18 protein-coding genes are annotated in these 14,671 nt (G+C 54.5%); 8 read left to right on the top strand and 10 right to left on the bottom strand.

Annotation, left to right across the window (positions count from 1 at the left end; genetic code table 11):
- Positions 1–99: 99 nt before the first annotated feature.
- The 3 genes from AC3IT9_RS05610 to lptF all read left to right on the top strand — a co-directional run bounded on the left by AC3IT9_RS05610 (position 100) and on the right by lptF (position 2,074).
- A complete protein-coding gene (locus AC3IT9_RS05610) occupies positions 100–444 on the top strand; it encodes a pilin assembly protein (protein WP_353742199.1) in 345 nt (114 codons plus the stop codon).
- Between the two features lie 373 nt (positions 445–817).
- Positions 818–1,231 carry a DUF4398 domain-containing protein gene (locus AC3IT9_RS05605; RefSeq protein WP_150728242.1) on the top strand — a complete coding sequence of 138 codons (414 nt, stop codon included), beginning with the start codon at positions 818–820 and terminating at the stop codon, positions 1,229–1,231.
- Between the two features lie 45 nt (positions 1,232–1,276).
- Entirely contained in the window at positions 1,277–2,074 is a 798-nt protein-coding gene (lptF, locus tag AC3IT9_RS05600) for a lipotoxin F family OmpA-related lipoprotein LptF (RefSeq protein ID WP_150728241.1), read from the top strand.
- Between the two features lie 139 nt (positions 2,075–2,213).
- Here the strand turns inward: lptF and AC3IT9_RS05595 are convergent, their stop codons facing one another.
- The 9 genes from AC3IT9_RS05595 to AC3IT9_RS05555 all read right to left on the bottom strand — a co-directional run bounded on the left by AC3IT9_RS05595 (position 2,214) and on the right by AC3IT9_RS05555 (position 9,752).
- Entirely contained in the window at positions 2,214–2,543 is a 330-nt protein-coding gene (locus AC3IT9_RS05595) for a PA3694 family proteiin (protein ID WP_046041078.1), read from the bottom strand.
- Positions 2,540–3,454: an alpha/beta hydrolase gene (locus tag AC3IT9_RS05590; RefSeq protein WP_489272347.1), complete on the bottom strand. Its 915-nt coding sequence runs from the start codon at positions 3,452–3,454 to the stop codon at positions 2,540–2,542. Before AC3IT9_RS05590 ends, AC3IT9_RS05595 begins: the two co-directional genes overlap by 4 nt.
- Before the next feature lie 147 nt (positions 3,455–3,601).
- A complete protein-coding gene (locus AC3IT9_RS05585) occupies positions 3,602–4,879 on the bottom strand; it encodes a flavohemoglobin expression-modulating QEGLA motif protein (RefSeq protein ID WP_150728239.1) in 1,278 nt (425 codons plus the stop codon).
- A 32-nt stretch (positions 4,880–4,911) separates the two neighbouring features.
- Positions 4,912–5,466 carry a hypothetical protein gene (locus AC3IT9_RS05580; protein WP_150754224.1) on the bottom strand — a complete coding sequence of 185 codons (555 nt, stop codon included), beginning with the start codon at positions 5,464–5,466 and terminating at the stop codon, positions 4,912–4,914.
- Between the two features lie 163 nt (positions 5,467–5,629).
- Positions 5,630–6,346 (bottom strand): TetR/AcrR family transcriptional regulator, encoded by a 717-nt coding sequence (locus AC3IT9_RS05575; RefSeq protein WP_150728237.1) that lies wholly within the window; start codon positions 6,344–6,346, stop codon positions 5,630–5,632.
- Between the two features lie 98 nt (positions 6,347–6,444).
- Entirely contained in the window at positions 6,445–7,947 is a 1,503-nt protein-coding gene (gene lysS, locus AC3IT9_RS05570; protein WP_150717887.1) for a lysine--tRNA ligase, read from the bottom strand.
- 95 nt (positions 7,948–8,042) lie between these two features.
- Positions 8,043–9,138, bottom strand: a protein-coding gene (gene prfB / locus AC3IT9_RS05565) for a peptide chain release factor 2 (RefSeq protein ID WP_115947770.1) whose coding sequence is annotated in 2 segments (ribosomal slippage) — positions 8,043–9,065 and positions 9,067–9,138 — 1,095 coding nt in all. Because the reading frame shifts where the segments join, the coding sequence is not laid out codon by codon here.
- A 145-nt stretch (positions 9,139–9,283) separates the two neighbouring features.
- Positions 9,284–9,433 (bottom strand): SDR family oxidoreductase, encoded by a 150-nt coding sequence (locus AC3IT9_RS05560; RefSeq protein WP_489272345.1) that lies wholly within the window; start codon positions 9,431–9,433, stop codon positions 9,284–9,286.
- Positions 9,434–9,467: 34 nt separating this feature from the next.
- Positions 9,468–9,752, bottom strand: coding sequence for a hypothetical protein (locus AC3IT9_RS05555; protein WP_489272344.1), 285 nt, complete (start codon positions 9,750–9,752; stop codon positions 9,468–9,470).
- A 234-nt stretch (positions 9,753–9,986) separates the two neighbouring features.
- Between AC3IT9_RS05555 and AC3IT9_RS05550 the strand changes: the two genes are divergently transcribed.
- Genes AC3IT9_RS05550 through AC3IT9_RS05530 form a run of 5 tightly spaced genes read left to right on the top strand, consistent with a single transcriptional unit; the run spans position 9,987 to position 13,359 of the window.
- Positions 9,987–11,330 (top strand): saccharopine dehydrogenase NADP-binding domain-containing protein, encoded by a 1,344-nt coding sequence (locus tag AC3IT9_RS05550; protein WP_489272343.1) that lies wholly within the window; start codon positions 9,987–9,989, stop codon positions 11,328–11,330.
- A gap of 23 nt (positions 11,331–11,353) precedes the next feature.
- Positions 11,354–12,088 carry a ferritin-like domain-containing protein gene (locus tag AC3IT9_RS05545; protein ID WP_489272342.1) on the top strand — a complete coding sequence of 245 codons (735 nt, stop codon included), beginning with the start codon at positions 11,354–11,356 and terminating at the stop codon, positions 12,086–12,088.
- A 21-nt stretch (positions 12,089–12,109) separates the two neighbouring features.
- Positions 12,110–12,817 carry a hypothetical protein gene (locus AC3IT9_RS05540; RefSeq protein WP_489272341.1) on the top strand — a complete coding sequence of 236 codons (708 nt, stop codon included), beginning with the start codon at positions 12,110–12,112 and terminating at the stop codon, positions 12,815–12,817.
- 20 nt (positions 12,818–12,837) lie between these two features.
- Complete coding sequence (locus AC3IT9_RS05535; RefSeq protein WP_489273482.1) at positions 12,838–13,176, top strand: hypothetical protein; 339 nt, start codon at positions 12,838–12,840, stop codon at positions 13,174–13,176.
- An 18-nt stretch (positions 13,177–13,194) separates the two neighbouring features.
- Positions 13,195–13,359: a rubredoxin gene (locus AC3IT9_RS05530; RefSeq protein ID WP_150754229.1), complete on the top strand. Its 165-nt coding sequence runs from the start codon at positions 13,195–13,197 to the stop codon at positions 13,357–13,359.
- 286 nt (positions 13,360–13,645) lie between these two features.
- On the opposite strand, the gene AC3IT9_RS05525 is transcribed toward AC3IT9_RS05530, so the two are convergent.
- Positions 13,646–14,647, bottom strand: coding sequence for a diguanylate cyclase (locus AC3IT9_RS05525; RefSeq protein ID WP_489272339.1), 1,002 nt, complete (start codon positions 14,645–14,647; stop codon positions 13,646–13,648).
- Positions 14,648–14,671: the final 24 nt, after the last annotated feature.

Genomic DNA, 14,671 nt, shown 5'->3' with positions numbered 1-14,671 from the left:
GTTGAGGCTAGTCTGAACGGTAAGCCGTACAACGCTTGTCGCCGGCCAATGCCGGACACTCACCCTGCCTGCCACGAGCGGGCGCGCAATGAGGTCAATATGAAAATCCGCGAGCTTGCCCACCACTGGGAAGAAAACGCCAAGGGTCGCCTGACCGACACTGGCTACTCGATTCATCTGGACGTGGAATCTGCCGCACGCCTGGCCGCGCTCGTCGAGATGTACCCCAAGCGGCATCCCGAAGAACTGCTCGGCGATCTGCTCGGCGCCGCACTGGAAGAGCTGGAAAGAAGCTTCCCGTACGTCAAAGGCACGACCGTGGTCGCCACCGATGAAGAAGGCGATCCGCTGTACGAAGACATCGGGCCGACCCCGCGCTTTCTGGCGCTGTCCCGTCGGCATTTGCATGATTTGTCGATGCCTGACGACAAACAGAAACACTGACTTTCCGCAGAACCTGTGGGAGCGGGCTTGCTCGCGAAAGGGGTTTAACATTCGATATCTACGTTGACTGATACACCGTTTTCGCGAGCAAGCCCGCTCCCACATTGGCCTGTATTTCACTTCGAAAATTGCGCTTCTCCGGACCTGTAAAAGGCCCGGCATAGCGCTTCGCGTCCTGTAAATCCCCGTCTTAGAGCCCTGTCCATTCGATCACGGCTTTTTCAATAGCTGACTAAATTCTCTGAACTTTCAAAAAAAGCCTCGGGTCAACCCAAGTAACCACGCCTGGGACGAGCGTTTCAAAAAAACCCGCAATTGATGGTTTCAGCGCCTTGCCCAGGGTGGACTTCGACGTTTTTCAGGAACTGGCCCAATGGAGTTGAAGACCATGAAAACCCGAACCGGAACCCCCTCATTTACCTGTTCACAAAGCCTGAAACTGGCGGCGCTGGCCCTGGGCAGCTGCCTGGTCCTGGCCGGCTGCGCCGGTAACCCGCCGACCGAGCAGTACGCTGTCACCCAATCGGCCGTCAACGACGCCGTGAGCGCCGGCGGCACCGAGTTTGCCGCCGTGGAAATGAAGTCGGCCCAGGACAAGCTCAAGCAAGCCGAAATCGCCATGCACGACAAGAAATACGACCAGGCCCGGATGCTCGCCGAACAGGCCGAATGGGACGCTCGCGTGGCCGAGCGCAAAGCCCAGGCGATGAAGGCCGAACAATCAGTGAAGGACGCTCAGAAAGGCGTCCAGGAAATGCGCCAGGAAAGCCAGCGCACCGTTCAGTAAGCGGCGCGGCGCCACGCATTCCCACTCGACTAAAAGGACGAAATCATGAAACGTAAACAACTGATGATCCCTGCCCTGCTGGCTGTCACCGTAGCCCTGGCGGCCTGCTCCACACCACCGAACGCCAACCTCGAACAGGCCCGCAGCAACTACAGCGGCCTGCAAGCCGACCCGCAGGCCAGTAAAGTCGCTGCGCTGGAAACCAAGGAGGCCAGCGACTATCTGGATTTGGCCGATAAGGCCTACAGGGACAAGGAGGACACGGCCAAGGTTGACCAGCTTGCCTATCTGACCAACCAGCGTGTCGAAGTGGCCAAGCAGACCATTGCCCTGCGCACCGCCGAGGCCAGTCTGAAAGATGCCTCGGCGCAACGGGCTCAGGCGCGCCTCGACGCCCGGGACCAGCAGATAAAACAGTTGAAGGACAGCCTCAACGCCAGGCAGACCGATCGCGGGACGCTGGTGACCTTCGGTGATGTGCTGTTCGCCACCGACAAGGCCGAACTGAAACCCAACGGCCTGGCGGACATCAACAAACTGGCGCAGTACCTCCAGGAAAACCCCGAGCGCAAAGTGATTGTCGAGGGCTATACCGACAGCACCGGTACGGCGTCGCACAACCAGTCGCTGTCGGAACGTCGCGCAGGCTCCGTGCGTGCGGCACTGGTGAAGATGGGCGTTGATCCGGCGCGTATCGTCGCCCAGGGTTACGGCAAGGAGTATCCGGTGGCGGATAACAGCAGTACCTCGGGCCGGGCGATGAACCGTCGGGTGGAGGTGACCATTTCCAATGACAGTCAGCCGGTGATGCCGCGTTCGGCGGTGAGTTCATACACTCAATAAGTCGACATCACACAAAAACCTGTGGGAGCCAGCCTGCTGGCGATAGCGGTGTATCAGTCAACATCAATGTTGAATGCACAATCGCTATCGCCAGCAGGCTGGCTCCCACATTGGTTCTGTGTTGCCTGTGAGAATCGGATTACTGCTCCAGCTTCTGCGGCGTCTCCTGCCCCATGCAGCGCACGGCTTTTTTCTTGCTGTCGACCAGCACGCCGGTCAGGCCTTTCTGCTCCATGTCGAACAGCACCAGCACGCCATCGATGCACTGCGCCACTTGGGCGGCCGGTTCCAGGGAGACTTTGTAGTCTTCACCCGGCACGGTCTTGAGCATGGTGAATTCGTTGAGCAGCAACGCATCCTCAGGCTTGGCGAAGTGCAGGTAGCCGTACCACCACAGGGCACCGACGGTGCCGAGGATGCTGCAGATACCGGTGATGATCAGCGGGATGGCGTTGCGTTCTTCACTCATTGCGGGCTCTCTGGTGGTTCATTTTCTGAATTCGGGGGTGCCGGGTAATTGGGAATCTCACCCAGGCGGCGCAGGCCGTTGAAATGTTGCGGGTCATCGAGATAACGCAGCATGACTTTGCGCCAGACCGGGTCGGCGAACGTCTGCACATGACCGCCACGGGTCAGTTGCAGCACCCGTGGCGGCGGCGCAGCTTGATACAGTCGGATGCCGTTGGAAAGAGGCACGATCGGATCGTCGATGCTGTGGTAGATCAGTTTCGGCACGTCCTTGAGTTGCGCCATGGAGTTGATCGCACTGTCGCCGTCCGGTACCAGCCACGACAACGGAACCTGCACCGGCCAGGTCAACCATGATGTACTCAAGGCAAACTGACCGATGCTTCGGTAACTGGCGGGCACACCGTCGAGGACAATAGCCTTCAGTTGTTTCTGCCGTTCCGGGTGCTGGACCAGGTAATGCACGGCCATCGAGCCACCGAGGCTCTGGCCGAGCAGGATCAGCGGCTTGCCTTTGACCTCCGGCGCCTGGTCGAGCCATTTGAAGGCCGCGTCGATGTCCTGATAGATCGCCGGCAGGCTGGGTTCGCCTTCGGAAAGGCCATAACCGCGATAGTCCACAAGCAACACCTGGTAACCATTTTTCGGCAACCAAAAGCTCCCTCCGAGGTGCATGGGCAGGTTTCCGCCGTTGCCGTGCAGGTGCAGCACCGTGCCTTTGACCTCGACCCCCTTCTTCGCCGGCAGCAACCAGGCGTTCAGCTTGAGGCCATCTGCGGTGATCAGGGTGACGGTGCGGTATTCGAGCCCGGCTTTTTCCGGGGTGAACAACTGGCCGGGTTCGGGGTAGAACAGCAGTGAACTGCAACCGTTCAAGGCCAGGAAAAGGCAGAGGATGCCGAGGATTCTCATCCGTTGAAACCTCGCAGTGTGGAGTTGAAACACGGAGCAAATGTGGGAGCGAGCCTGCTCGCGAATGCGGTCTGACATTCAACACTTCTATTATCTGACACACCGCTTTCGCGAGCAGGCTCGCTCCCACAGGTGACCCCATCGGACCTACAAAATGTTGGAGTAATCCGCCTCTATCCGGTCCAGACTCAGGTGGTTGAGGAAGTTGGAGAAGCACATCCACGCCGACAGCGCGTTCATGTCGCGGAACTGTTCGGGCAGGTACTTGGGCGGCACCACCAGGCCTTCGTCCACCAACTGGCGCAAGGTACGCATGTCTTCCAGGGTGGTCTTGCCGCAGAACAACAGCGGTATCTGCTCCAGCTTGCCTTTACGCACGGCCAGTTGAATGTAGTTGTAAATCATGATGAAGCCCTTGAGGTAGGACAAGTCTTTGGTAAATGGCAGACCTGTCGGCACCGAGCCGCGGAAAACGCGACTGGCGTTGCTGTAGCTCTCGGGCATTTCAAAGCCTTGCTCACGGAAGAACTCGAACACCTGCAGGAAGTCAGCACCCTCCTCCACCATGTGGATGGCGCGGGTGCGGTTGGTCAGTTTGCGCAGGCGGCTCGGGTAAGAGGCGAAGGTGATGATTTCCATCAGGATCGCCAGGCCTTCCTGGGTCACCGTCGACGAGGGCGGCCCCTTGGAGAGGAAGGTACAGATCGGCTGGTTCAGGCCGTTGAGGGTGGTGCCGACATGCACCAGCCCTTCATGAACTTCCAGCGCCCGCACGTCGCGGTCGTTGAACATCGCGTCGGAGCGGATCTTGATGTAGTCGGCGCCGGCCGCCGCATCGGCGACGATGCCGTCGGACTCGAACACCCGGATGGTTTCCTCGGCTTCGCCAAAAACCTTGTTCAAGCGATGCTGGAGCATGTCGACCGCATCCTTGGCAGTCAGGGTCTTCGGCTCATCCTTGAGGTCGCCACGGCCGTCGATGTTGTTCAGGTATTCGGACAACATCATGCCCAGGTCGGACAGTGTCGGGTCACCTGCGTGGAACGCGTCGGACGCGGCGCCGTACAACTCCTGGGAAATCAGGCCGAAATCCTCGGTGCCGCGCGCTTCGAGCATGCGCACCACCATGCGGTATTCCTTGCACATGCGGCGCATGATCTGGCCGACCGGGTTGAACTGGCCGAGCTGGCGGGTGATGTCGCGCTCGATGTTCTGGAACTCCAGCTTCACTTTGCTGGAGTCGAACGCCAGCGGCCGGTTGAGGTAGTAGTCGCGGTCCACCGCCGGCATTTCCTTGCCCTTGGCCTTGAGGAAACCCTTACGAATGTTGTCGTCCCATTTGACCGCATCGAGGACGCGGATCGGCGTCTGCGCCAACACGATGCGATCGGACAAAATGCGTATCGACTGTTGGTAATCGTCCACGCGAAACTCCTGTAGAAACCTGTTTGTGCTGCTTATTTGGATTTGGCCTGACGCTGGTAGCGTACGGCTTCGACGAACACATCGGAATTGGCCGGGTCGTCGAGGTAGGCAGCGACTTGATCCATGTTGCTGTCGATCAATACGCCTGCGCCGTCGTCAGTCTGAAACGCTTCGCCGCTCAGGGCGTTTTGCTTCAGCGCCTGGTTGATCTGTTCGAGGTCGAGGTTGTACAGCACCAGTTCACGCTGGTCGGTCAGCTCGAAGCCGCCGATGATGAAATGCCCGCCGAACTGCGCCGGCACCTTCGCTGACAGGTACCAACGGTTGCCATGACGCGACACGGTGAAGGGGTAGGCTTCACGCTCCTTGGGATTGGCCTTGAAGTAGCTGACGGCCTGGTAGCGATTGTCGCCGATGCGGGTCAACTCCAGATTGACGGGCTCGCCCCAGGCGCTGGTGCTGGTCCACCTGCCGAGCAACCCTTTGGGCGCGGGCTCGCTCGTGGGCAGCGGCTCCTTGAAGGTCACCAGACAGCCACTGAGCAGCAGGAACGACAAGGCGATCACAACGACACGCCAGGCTTTCATTCAATACTCCCTATGAACATACGTCGCCCTGAGGTGGACACCGCCCTTCTGTGGGAGCGAGCCTGCTCGCGAAAGCGGAGTGTCAGGCAACAGAGATGTTGAATGTCAGACCGTATTCGCGAGCAGGCTCGCTCCCACAGGGGTAGCCTCCAGTCAGGAGGGCCTACACTGACGCCAGCACCAGGTGCATGTAGCGCGTCAGGATGCCGAGCATTTCCTCTTCGGCGGCAGGCTCGTCTACGTTGAGCAGGCCCTGATATTCCATCCGGCCGATAATCGCCGTCAACACCTTGGCATCCTGATGCGGCTCGCGCGAGCCCAACACCTGGAACAGCTGGCAAGAGCCCTGCAACAGGATTTGCTGATGCGAGCGCACCAGTTCGGCCAGGCGCGGGTTGAGCAATGCCTCCTGACGGAACGCCTGCTCGGCCATCAAATGTTCGCGACGATTGACCAGTTGCCGGTGAACGTAATCGGTCATCAGCCGTGCAATGTCGTCCGCCAGTTTCGAGCGCGCCTGCGGGCTGCCATCGCCCCTGTCGATCATGTCGCGCAGCAGGCCCTCGTTGTTCACCCAAAGCTTGCCCATGTACGCCGCACTGCGTTCCACGTATTGGGCGAAGGTATCGGTGAGCAGGTCATCGATATCCTTGAAATAGTAAGTGGTCGCCGACAACGGCACTTGCGCCTCGGCGGCCACCGCACGGTGCCGTACGGCCCGTACACCGTCACGCACGACAATGCGCATCGCGGCGTCCAGGATTTCCTGTCGTCGCTGTTCGCTGCCCTGTCGGCTGGCCTTGCGGCCCTGGTACTGAACACTTTCAGCGACCGCAGTGGCGACACCCGCTGCACCTTCTTGAGCTATTGCACGAATCACGACAGGTATTTCCTCTCAGATGAAAGTAACAAGTTGATACGTTTGTACCAGACAGGCAATAAAAAGCCGCCTCAAAGGCGGCTTTTTATTTGAAACACTTACGCTTGCGGCCGCATGTGCGGGAACAGGATCACGTCGCGGATCGACGGAGAGTTGGTCAGCAGCATCACCAGACGGTCGATACCGATGCCTTCACCCGCCGTTGGCGGCATGCCGTACTCCAGCGCACGAACGAAGTCGGCGTCGTAGTGCATGGCTTCGTCGTCGCCGGCGTCCTTGTCGGCCACCTGGGCCATGAAGCGCTCGGCCTGGTCTTCCGCGTCGTTCAACTCGGAGTAGGCGTTGGCGATTTCACGACCACCGATGAACAGCTCGAAACGGTCGGTGACGTTCGGGTTGTCGTCGTTGCGACGGGCCAGCGGCGACACTTCGAACGGGTACTGGGTAATGAAGTGCGGCTGTTCCAGCTTGTGCTCGACCAACTCTTCGAAAATCATCACCTGCAGCTTGCCCAGGCCTTCGAAGCCCAGCACCTTGGCGCCGGCCTTCTTGGCAATGGCGCGAGCCTTGTCGATGTCGTTCAGGTCATCGGCGGTCAGTTCAGGGTTGTACTTGAGGATCGAGTCGAACACCGACAGACGCACGAACGGCTCGCCGAAGTGGAACACCTTGTCGCCGTACGGCACGTCGGTGCTGCCCAGAACCAGCTGCGCCAGCTCGCGGAACAGTTCTTCGGTCAGGTCCATGTTGTCTTCGTAGTCGGCGTAGGCCTGGTAGAACTCCAACATGGTGAATTCAGGGTTGTGACGAGTCGAAACGCCTTCGTTACGGAAGTTGCGGTTGATCTCGAACACTTTCTCGAACCCGCCAACAACAAGGCGCTTGAGGTACAGCTCCGGCGCAATACGCAGGAACATGCCCATGTCCAGCGCATTGTGGTGGGTTTCGAACGGCTTGGCTGCCGCGCCGCCAGGTATGGTCTGCAGCATCGGCGTTTCCACTTCCAGGAAATCACGCTGCATCAGGAAGCTGCGGATGTGGGCGATGACTTGCGAACGCACGCGGAAAGTCTGGCGCACGTCCTCGTTGACGATCAGGTCGACGTAGCGCTGGCGGTAGCGCTGTTCGGTGTCGGTCAGGCCGTGGTGCTTGTCCGGCAGCGGGCGCAGGGATTTGGTCAGCAGGCGCACGTTGGTCATTTCAACGTACAGGTCGCCCTTGCCGGAACGGGCCAAGGTGCCTTCGGCGGCAATGATGTCGCCCATGTCCCAGGTTTTCACCGCAGCCAGGGTTTCTTCGGACAGGGTCTTGCGGTTGACGTAGACCTGGATGCGCCCGGTCATGTCCTGGATCACCATGAACGAACCACGGTTGAGCATGATGCGACCGGCAACCTTGACCGGGATCGCAGCCTCTGCCAGCTCTTCCTTGGTCTTGTCCGCGTACTGTTTCTGCAGTTGTTCGCAGTAGTTTTCGCGGCGGAAGTCGTTCGGGAAGGCATTGCCCTTGGCGCGCTCGGCAGCAAGCTTTTCCTTGCGCAGGGCGATCAGGGAGTTTTCTTCCTGTTGCAGGGCTTGCGGGTCGAGTTCTAGGTCGCTCATGTCTTTAAATATTCCATCTGGTTCGTTTTCCCCGGCCTGCGGCCGGGGATCGCCGGCAAGCCGGCTCCTACAGGGGATCGCGGTGTGTCAGTAACTTACAGCCCGGACTTCAGGCTCGCTTCCAGGTATTCGTCGATATCGCCGTCGAGTACCTTGTCGCAGTCGCTGCGTTCGATGTTGGTGCGCAGATCCTTGATCCGCGAGGCATCGAGCACGTACGAACGGATCTGATGACCCCAGCCGATATCGGACTTGGTGTCTTCCAGCGCCTGGGACGCCGCGTTGCGCTTCTGTATTTCCTGCTCGTACAACCTGGCCCGCAGCATTTTCATGGCGGTGTCTTTGTTGGCGTGCTGGGACCGTTCGTTCTGGCAACTGACCACGGTGTTGGTCGGTACGTGGGTGATACGTACGGCCGAGTCGGTGGTGTTTACGTGCTGACCACCGGCACCGGAGGAGCGATAGGTGTCGATCCGCAAGTCTGCCGGGTTGATTTCGATTTCCACCTTGTCATCGATCTCTGGCGAGACGAACACTGCAGAGAACGAGGTGTGGCGACGGTTGCCGGAGTCGAACGGGCTCTTGCGCACCAGACGGTGCACGCCGATCTCGGTCCGCAACCAGCCAAACGCGTATTCGCCCTTGATGTGCACGGTGGCGCCCTTGATCCCGGCGACTTCACCGGCGGACAGTTCCATGATGGTCGCGTCAAAACCGCGTTTGTCGGCCCAGCGCAGGTACATGCGCAACAGGATGTTGGCCCAGTCCTGGGCTTCGGTGCCGCCGGAGCCGGCCTGGATGTCCAGATAGGCGTTGTTCGGGTCCATTTCGTGGCTGAACATGCGTCGGAATTCCAGCTTCGCCAGATTTTCCTCGAGACGGGCCAGCTCGGCGACGACATCGCCCACTGCGCCTTCGTCGTTCTCTTCAACAGCCATGTCCAGCAGGTCGCGGCAATCGGCCAGACCCGTGTTCAATTCGTCCAGGGTATCGACGATCTGCGCCAGCGCAGCGCGCTCGCGGCCCAGTTCCTGGGCGTATTCAGGTTTGTTCCAGACACTCGGATCTTCAAGCTCGCGATTGACTTCGGTCAGACGCTCATGCTTTTGATCGTAGTCAAAGATACCCCCGAATAGTTTCGGAGCGCTCGGACAGGTCCTTGATGGTGTTCAGGATCGGGTTGATTTCCATGACGGGCAGCACTCGTTGGCGAACTTTTGAAAGCCGGCGAGTATACCGTAATCAAGCGGTCCCGGCAGCCCGCATGGCGGGTTTACCGGCGAATGGTTTCAGTTTTTCCTGCCTTACATTAACCATCAACGCTGCCATCACCCTGCTAATGTCTTTCAGTGATGCCGCTGTCGATTGGAAGCACAGTGCCGGTGATCCCCGAAGGCTGATTCGATACCAGAAACGGAATGACCCAAGCTACATCAGCGGGCTGACCGTTATGCCGCAGTTGATGGAAAGGGTTAAAGGTTGGCAACGTCCTTGACCGGCTCGACTCCCAGGAAGGCGCCCTAGACTAGAGATTCAACCATGGCCGGGGCCACTGAGTTGATGCAAATGCTTGGTGAAGCCCGTTCGAGGGCCTGGTTGCGCGGCTGTACATACACACCGGCATTCACGACCAAGTAATCCGCCGACAGTGTGGTTCTGATGGCCTGCTGGGCCCACAACCAGCCGGTTTGCACGATAGCACCGCTGTCGCGCGGCTGTATGGCTCGCGCAACTGCCATGGCTGCAAACAACTCGTCCTTGAGGATGATGCCGTAAACATCTCCCAGAGTACTAATCAACAACAAGATTAAGACCTCGACCGATCTGTAGGAAAACAACCTCAAAAATTACGGACCAATCCTACTTAATTCGCAATTGCGCAATGCACTTGCTTTCCCTATAACTATGCAACACAAAAAAACCACCAACACTTTACTAACACCATCATCGAAAACCTTAATCATCAGAAACCCAAGCAAGCTACAGCACCACCGAAAAACATGGATATGTCACCTCAACTTACCAATTAAAGGACTACCATGAAAAAAATCGACAGAATAATAATTGTAGGCTTTGGAAGTATCGCCCAAGCTTTGCTACCGCTACTTTCAGAGAACTACAATTCAGAAATCATTATTTTCGATAAAGAAATCGACACAATTCGAAAAAATATCGCGAGTGAGTATTCCGCAATATTAAACAAAAAGCTGATAACCCCAAATAACTTCCACAGTGTTTTGTCACCATTATTAAGTGACAGCAGCTTTCTCTTAAATCTGGCGGTATCTGTTTCCAGCTTAGCTCTGATAAATTTAGCCCAGCAATTCAACACACTATATTTAGACACGTGCATAGAGCCTTGGGAGTACGTAAATCAAAACAACAACAACTTAAAAAGCAATCACTCGCTAAGGGAAAGCCTGAAGCAATATGCGCAAACCCAGACCAGCACAACAACAGCAATTGTTGGGCACGGAGCAAACCCTGGATTTATATCTATATTGCTAAAAAAAGCAATGCTTGAAATGGCACTGAAAAATGGAATACATGAACAACCAACAACACAACCCGAGTGGGCCAAACTATCAGAACGCTTAGAATTACAGGTCATACAAATATCAGAACGAGACACACAAACTTCGTCCAAAAAGCGCGAACCAAAAAGCTTTATCTGCACGTGGTCTGTGGACGGACTGATTACAGAGTGCTTGCAACCGTCGGAGCTGGGCTGGGGATCTCACGAAGTAGACGCTCCATTGAACGCCAAGAACAACGGATACTCACTCGAACTGATTGAACAAGGCCGAAATGTCATCGTAAAAAGCTGGTCTCCCAATTACTTAGAATTTAACGCATATCTACTAACACATAATGAATCGCTATCAATCGCCGAATATTTAACTTCAGACACCCCATCAGCACCCAAATATCGACCAACCGTATACTACGCATATCATCCTTGCGACCAAGCAGTAGATTCAATGCATTTACTTTGCAGTGGGAGTGAAGATCAGATCGAATCAAAGGAAGTAATGAAAGACGATATAGTTTCCGGCATCGACGAACTCGGCATTTTCCTGATCAGCAAAAAATACAAATCACTTTGGCTCGGTTCTAATCTTTCAATAGGCAAGGCAAGAAAAATGGCAAAACACAACAGTGCGACGAGCCTACAAGTCACATCAAGCATCCTTGCCGGCATGAAGTGGGCCGAGCAAAATTCAGAATCCGGGGTTCTAGAATCCGAAAGTCTAGACTGGGAATACATCTACGACTTCGTAGAGCCGTACTGGCAGCCAATAATTATCCAAGAAACTGACTGGCGCCCAAACTGCAGCGACACTCTACAATTTCATAATTTTAGGGTACACCAAAAAAACTGATAAAACAATGGAAGTCAAACACCATGAACACAACAAGAACAACAGAACCCAGAATCCCCCCCCGTTCGACCCCGGATGCTGCCGTGGTGCTGGCAAACTTCCGATTCCCTGATACAAAATTAAGCAATATCGAGCGCACTGAATGGAAGGAAATATTATTCGACTCAATAATTACTGAGTACGATGCACGGCGACTTTATTGGCATTTAAAGACAAAATACCCGACTTACTTTCCGTCACTAGTGGGAGTACTAAACCCTTGGCTCAGGGACGAAATTGACCATGCCTATGGTTTTGCTCTTATCTATTCATCATTCACAGGCATCCCCCTTGATCAAGTTACTCTGGAGGCTGAAGTTAGAAACCCAGACTTCAGTGCAATCAACCCAATAACTGATGACACATTCAAACTTCTCATCATGCTGGCCTACGACGAAATTATTACCACACACGTTTACCACCGCAGCATAGTGAAGTACGATAAATTCGAATCTCCACAGCTTTCGAACTGGATCAGAAAAACAAAAAAAGATGAAATCAATCATTTCTTCTCTTTTATCGAAAAAGCCAAAAAATTATTCCCCGAGAGGATTAATGAAACCGCTTCAATCCTGGAAGAAATCTTCGCTATAGACTTCGAGAAACCAAACTACTCTGGAACATTTGTTCTGGACCACAACACGCCAGACTTCCCTATTCAAAAACAAGAAATTAGAGACTTCATAATCCCCACCATCATAAAAAAAATAAATGCATAAACCGGACTACAGGAGAAAAAAATGAACCCATTTTTTCTAACAAAAAGACACTGGAGTTCAAGAGCACTTTTCAATGAAATATCTGGTGGCGAATGGACAAACCCTGGAATTGACTTAAAGTACAAAGAATTTTTTATGGCAGACTTATTTTCTGAGTATGACGCCATCAATCTTTATCATAATTTACACCAACAGAGAGCAAAATTCTCGCCATACTTCGTCCAGTATCTCGACCTATGGTTTGCAGATGAAAAAAATCATTCCGACGGTTTTTTTGAGCTTATTCGCCTTTTATTTGGCTCAACCGAGGAAGAACTGATAGATCAACTAAAAACAAGAACCGGGAATTTCGATCAACTACAAGAAATGTTTACAAGCGAATTCAACCTACTACTTCTATTGGCTTACGATGAATACACATCAGTCAAAACATATAAAAAAGACACATTCTACAATGAGTTCGGGCACGAAAACTTCAACATATGGATTAAAAATCTGATTGCGGACGAGGCCATACACTTCGGGAATGCAATAAAAATACTAAAACACAAACATTCTTCAAACTTACATAAAGCCGAAGACATACTTCACAACATTGCCAAGCTTGAAAATATGCCCTATCAGAACACATTTCTTTTTGATCACGACGGCCCTCACTTTTTGCTAAAATCAAGCGAACTCGGAGACCCTGTAGTAAATGACATTTTATCCATACTAGCTAAAGGTTAAAAATGAAAAATCACTGCTACATGGCTGCCTCCTTAATACTGATGGTTTTCGGTGAGATACTAACGATTTACAGCGAAGTATATGCCTCCAAGCTTCCCGACCGATCATTGGAAAACCCTTTAATATTTGTAAAACCTATAGTCCTTATCAGCATTGCTGGCATAAGTCTAGTTTTTGCGTACTGGCTAGGATATCAAGCAACCGGAAACATCTGGGTAGTAACTGTTGCTTCCTTGACGCTCCTTCTTATTCTTGAACCAATTGTGATATACGCAATGCTAAAGGAGTTGCCAGAAAGAGGCGCTCTAATTGGTTTCATCTTAGGAGCAACTGGCTTGATCGCCACCGTCACACTTTAACCCCCCTCAGGAAAAGTCATGTCAAACAAAGAAAAAATAATGAGTTGTACTGTTTGCGGCTATGAGTATGATCCCGCTCTGGGCGATCCTGAGAATGGAATACCACCAGGCACGCCTTGGGACGATCTGCCCGAAGATTGGTTATGCCCAGATTGTCAGATGCCAAAAGAAGATTTTGAATAAGAATACTTATTGTGAGATTCACTTTTATTTTTATTAAACACGACACTACCCCCAAACCTTTATGAATAGCTGACATGATTATTTTCAGACACTCGAAAGCAAACCTGCCAGCATTCTTAAATAACAACCAATAATTGTATGGAGCGACTATCCGTACAAAAACCCTCGTAAATCATGCAACAAGCTTCTTTAGTCAAACTTCATGCACAGGGTTTGCGAGGGCTTCGTCTTCGGACGCAGCCTCGCGGGCTCCGCAGCTGCTACAGCGCTACGAAGCGTTGTACCGTTACCCGATCCCCACCTGATTACGCCCATTGTTCTTCGCCGAATACAGCCCCTTGTCCGCCGCCGAGATCAATTCGCGGCAATTGCTGCCCGCTGTCGGCGTCATGGTCGACAGGCCGATACTGATGGTCAGGCTCGACCCTTCGCTCGGTGAAATGTGCGGGACCTTCAGGGCTTCCACGGTCATGCGCAGCTTTTCCGCCACCAGCCGTGCCCCGCCCTGGGAGGTATTGGGCAGTACCAGGGCAAACTCTTCGCCGCCGTAGCGGGCCGGCAGGTCCGAGGGCCGGGCGCTGGCATCCTTGATCGCCGCGGCGACCTTGCGCAGGGCTTCATCACCCTCCAGGTGGCCGAAGCTGTCGTTATAGGCTTTAAAGTAGTCCACGTCGATCATCAACAACGACAACTGGTTCTGCTCACGCAGCGAACGGCGCCACTCCAGCTCCATGTATTCATCGAAGTGCCGACGGTTCGACAATCCCGTCAGGCCATCGGAGTTCATCAGGCGTTGCAGCACCAGATTGGTGTCGAGCAGTTGCTGCTGGCTGACCCGCAACGCGCGGTACGCTGCGTCCCGTTGCAGCAGGGTCATGTAGGAGCGCGAGTGATAGCGGATGCGCGCGACCAGTTCGATGTTGTCCGGCAGCTTGACCAGATAATCGTTGGCCCCGGCCGCAAAGGCCGCGCTCTTGATCAGCGGGTCTTCCTTGGTCGACAGGACAATGATCGGAATGTCCTTGGTCGCCGGGTGATTGCGGTATTCACGCACCAGGCTCAGGCCATCAAGACCGGGCATCACCAGATCCTGCAGGATCACCGTCGGCTTGATGCGCACCGCGTGGGCGATGGCCTGGTGCGGGTCGGCGCAGAAGTGGAAATCGATATTCTCTTCGTTCGACAGGCCGCGGCGCACGGCTTCGCCGATCATGGCCTGATCGTCCACCAGCAACACCATGGCGGCGTTTTCGTCGGTCTTGAAGTCGTCGAGCTGTAATTCAGTCATGTGCGGTCACCTGAGTACTACCTG

The organism is Pseudomonas sp. KH_046_1 (genome assembly GCF_057839025.1).
The sequence above is the reverse complement of the archived record's forward strand: the minus strand, read 5'-3'. Positions and strand labels throughout refer to the sequence as shown.

Bases quoted from the DNA above. Each gene is read 5' to 3' on its own strand.
- AC3IT9_RS05580 (WP_150754224.1), bottom strand. From the start codon at position 5,466: ATGAAAGCCTGGCGTGTCGTTGTGATCGCCTTGTCGTTCCTGCTGCTC.
- AC3IT9_RS05535 (WP_489273482.1), top strand. From the start codon at position 12,838: ATGGCTGCCTCCTTAATACTGATGGTTTTCGGTGAGATACTAACGATT.
- AC3IT9_RS05540 (WP_489272341.1), top strand. From the start codon at position 12,110: ATGAACCCATTTTTTCTAACAAAAAGACACTGGAGTTCAAGAGCACTT.
- AC3IT9_RS05530 (WP_150754229.1), top strand. From the start codon at position 13,195: ATGTCAAACAAAGAAAAAATAATGAGTTGTACTGTTTGCGGCTATGAG.
- AC3IT9_RS05590 (WP_489272347.1), bottom strand. From the start codon at position 3,454: ATGAGAATCCTCGGCATCCTCTGCCTTTTCCTGGCCTTGAACGGTTGC.
- AC3IT9_RS05525 (WP_489272339.1), bottom strand. From the start codon at position 14,647: ATGACTGAATTACAGCTCGACGACTTCAAGACCGACGAAAACGCCGCC.
- AC3IT9_RS05595 (WP_046041078.1), bottom strand. From the start codon at position 2,543: ATGAGTGAAGAACGCAACGCCATCCCGCTGATCATCACCGGTATCTGC.
- lptF (WP_150728241.1), top strand. From the start codon at position 1,277: ATGAAACGTAAACAACTGATGATCCCTGCCCTGCTGGCTGTCACCGTA.
- AC3IT9_RS05610 (WP_353742199.1), top strand. From the start codon at position 100: ATGAAAATCCGCGAGCTTGCCCACCACTGGGAAGAAAACGCCAAGGGT.
- AC3IT9_RS05545 (WP_489272342.1), top strand. From the start codon at position 11,354: ATGAACACAACAAGAACAACAGAACCCAGAATCCCCCCCCGTTCGACC.
- lysS (WP_150717887.1), bottom strand. From the start codon at position 7,947: ATGAGCGACCTAGAACTCGACCCGCAAGCCCTGCAACAGGAAGAAAAC.
- AC3IT9_RS05605 (WP_150728242.1), top strand. From the start codon at position 818: ATGGAGTTGAAGACCATGAAAACCCGAACCGGAACCCCCTCATTTACC.
- AC3IT9_RS05550 (WP_489272343.1), top strand. From the start codon at position 9,987: ATGAAAAAAATCGACAGAATAATAATTGTAGGCTTTGGAAGTATCGCC.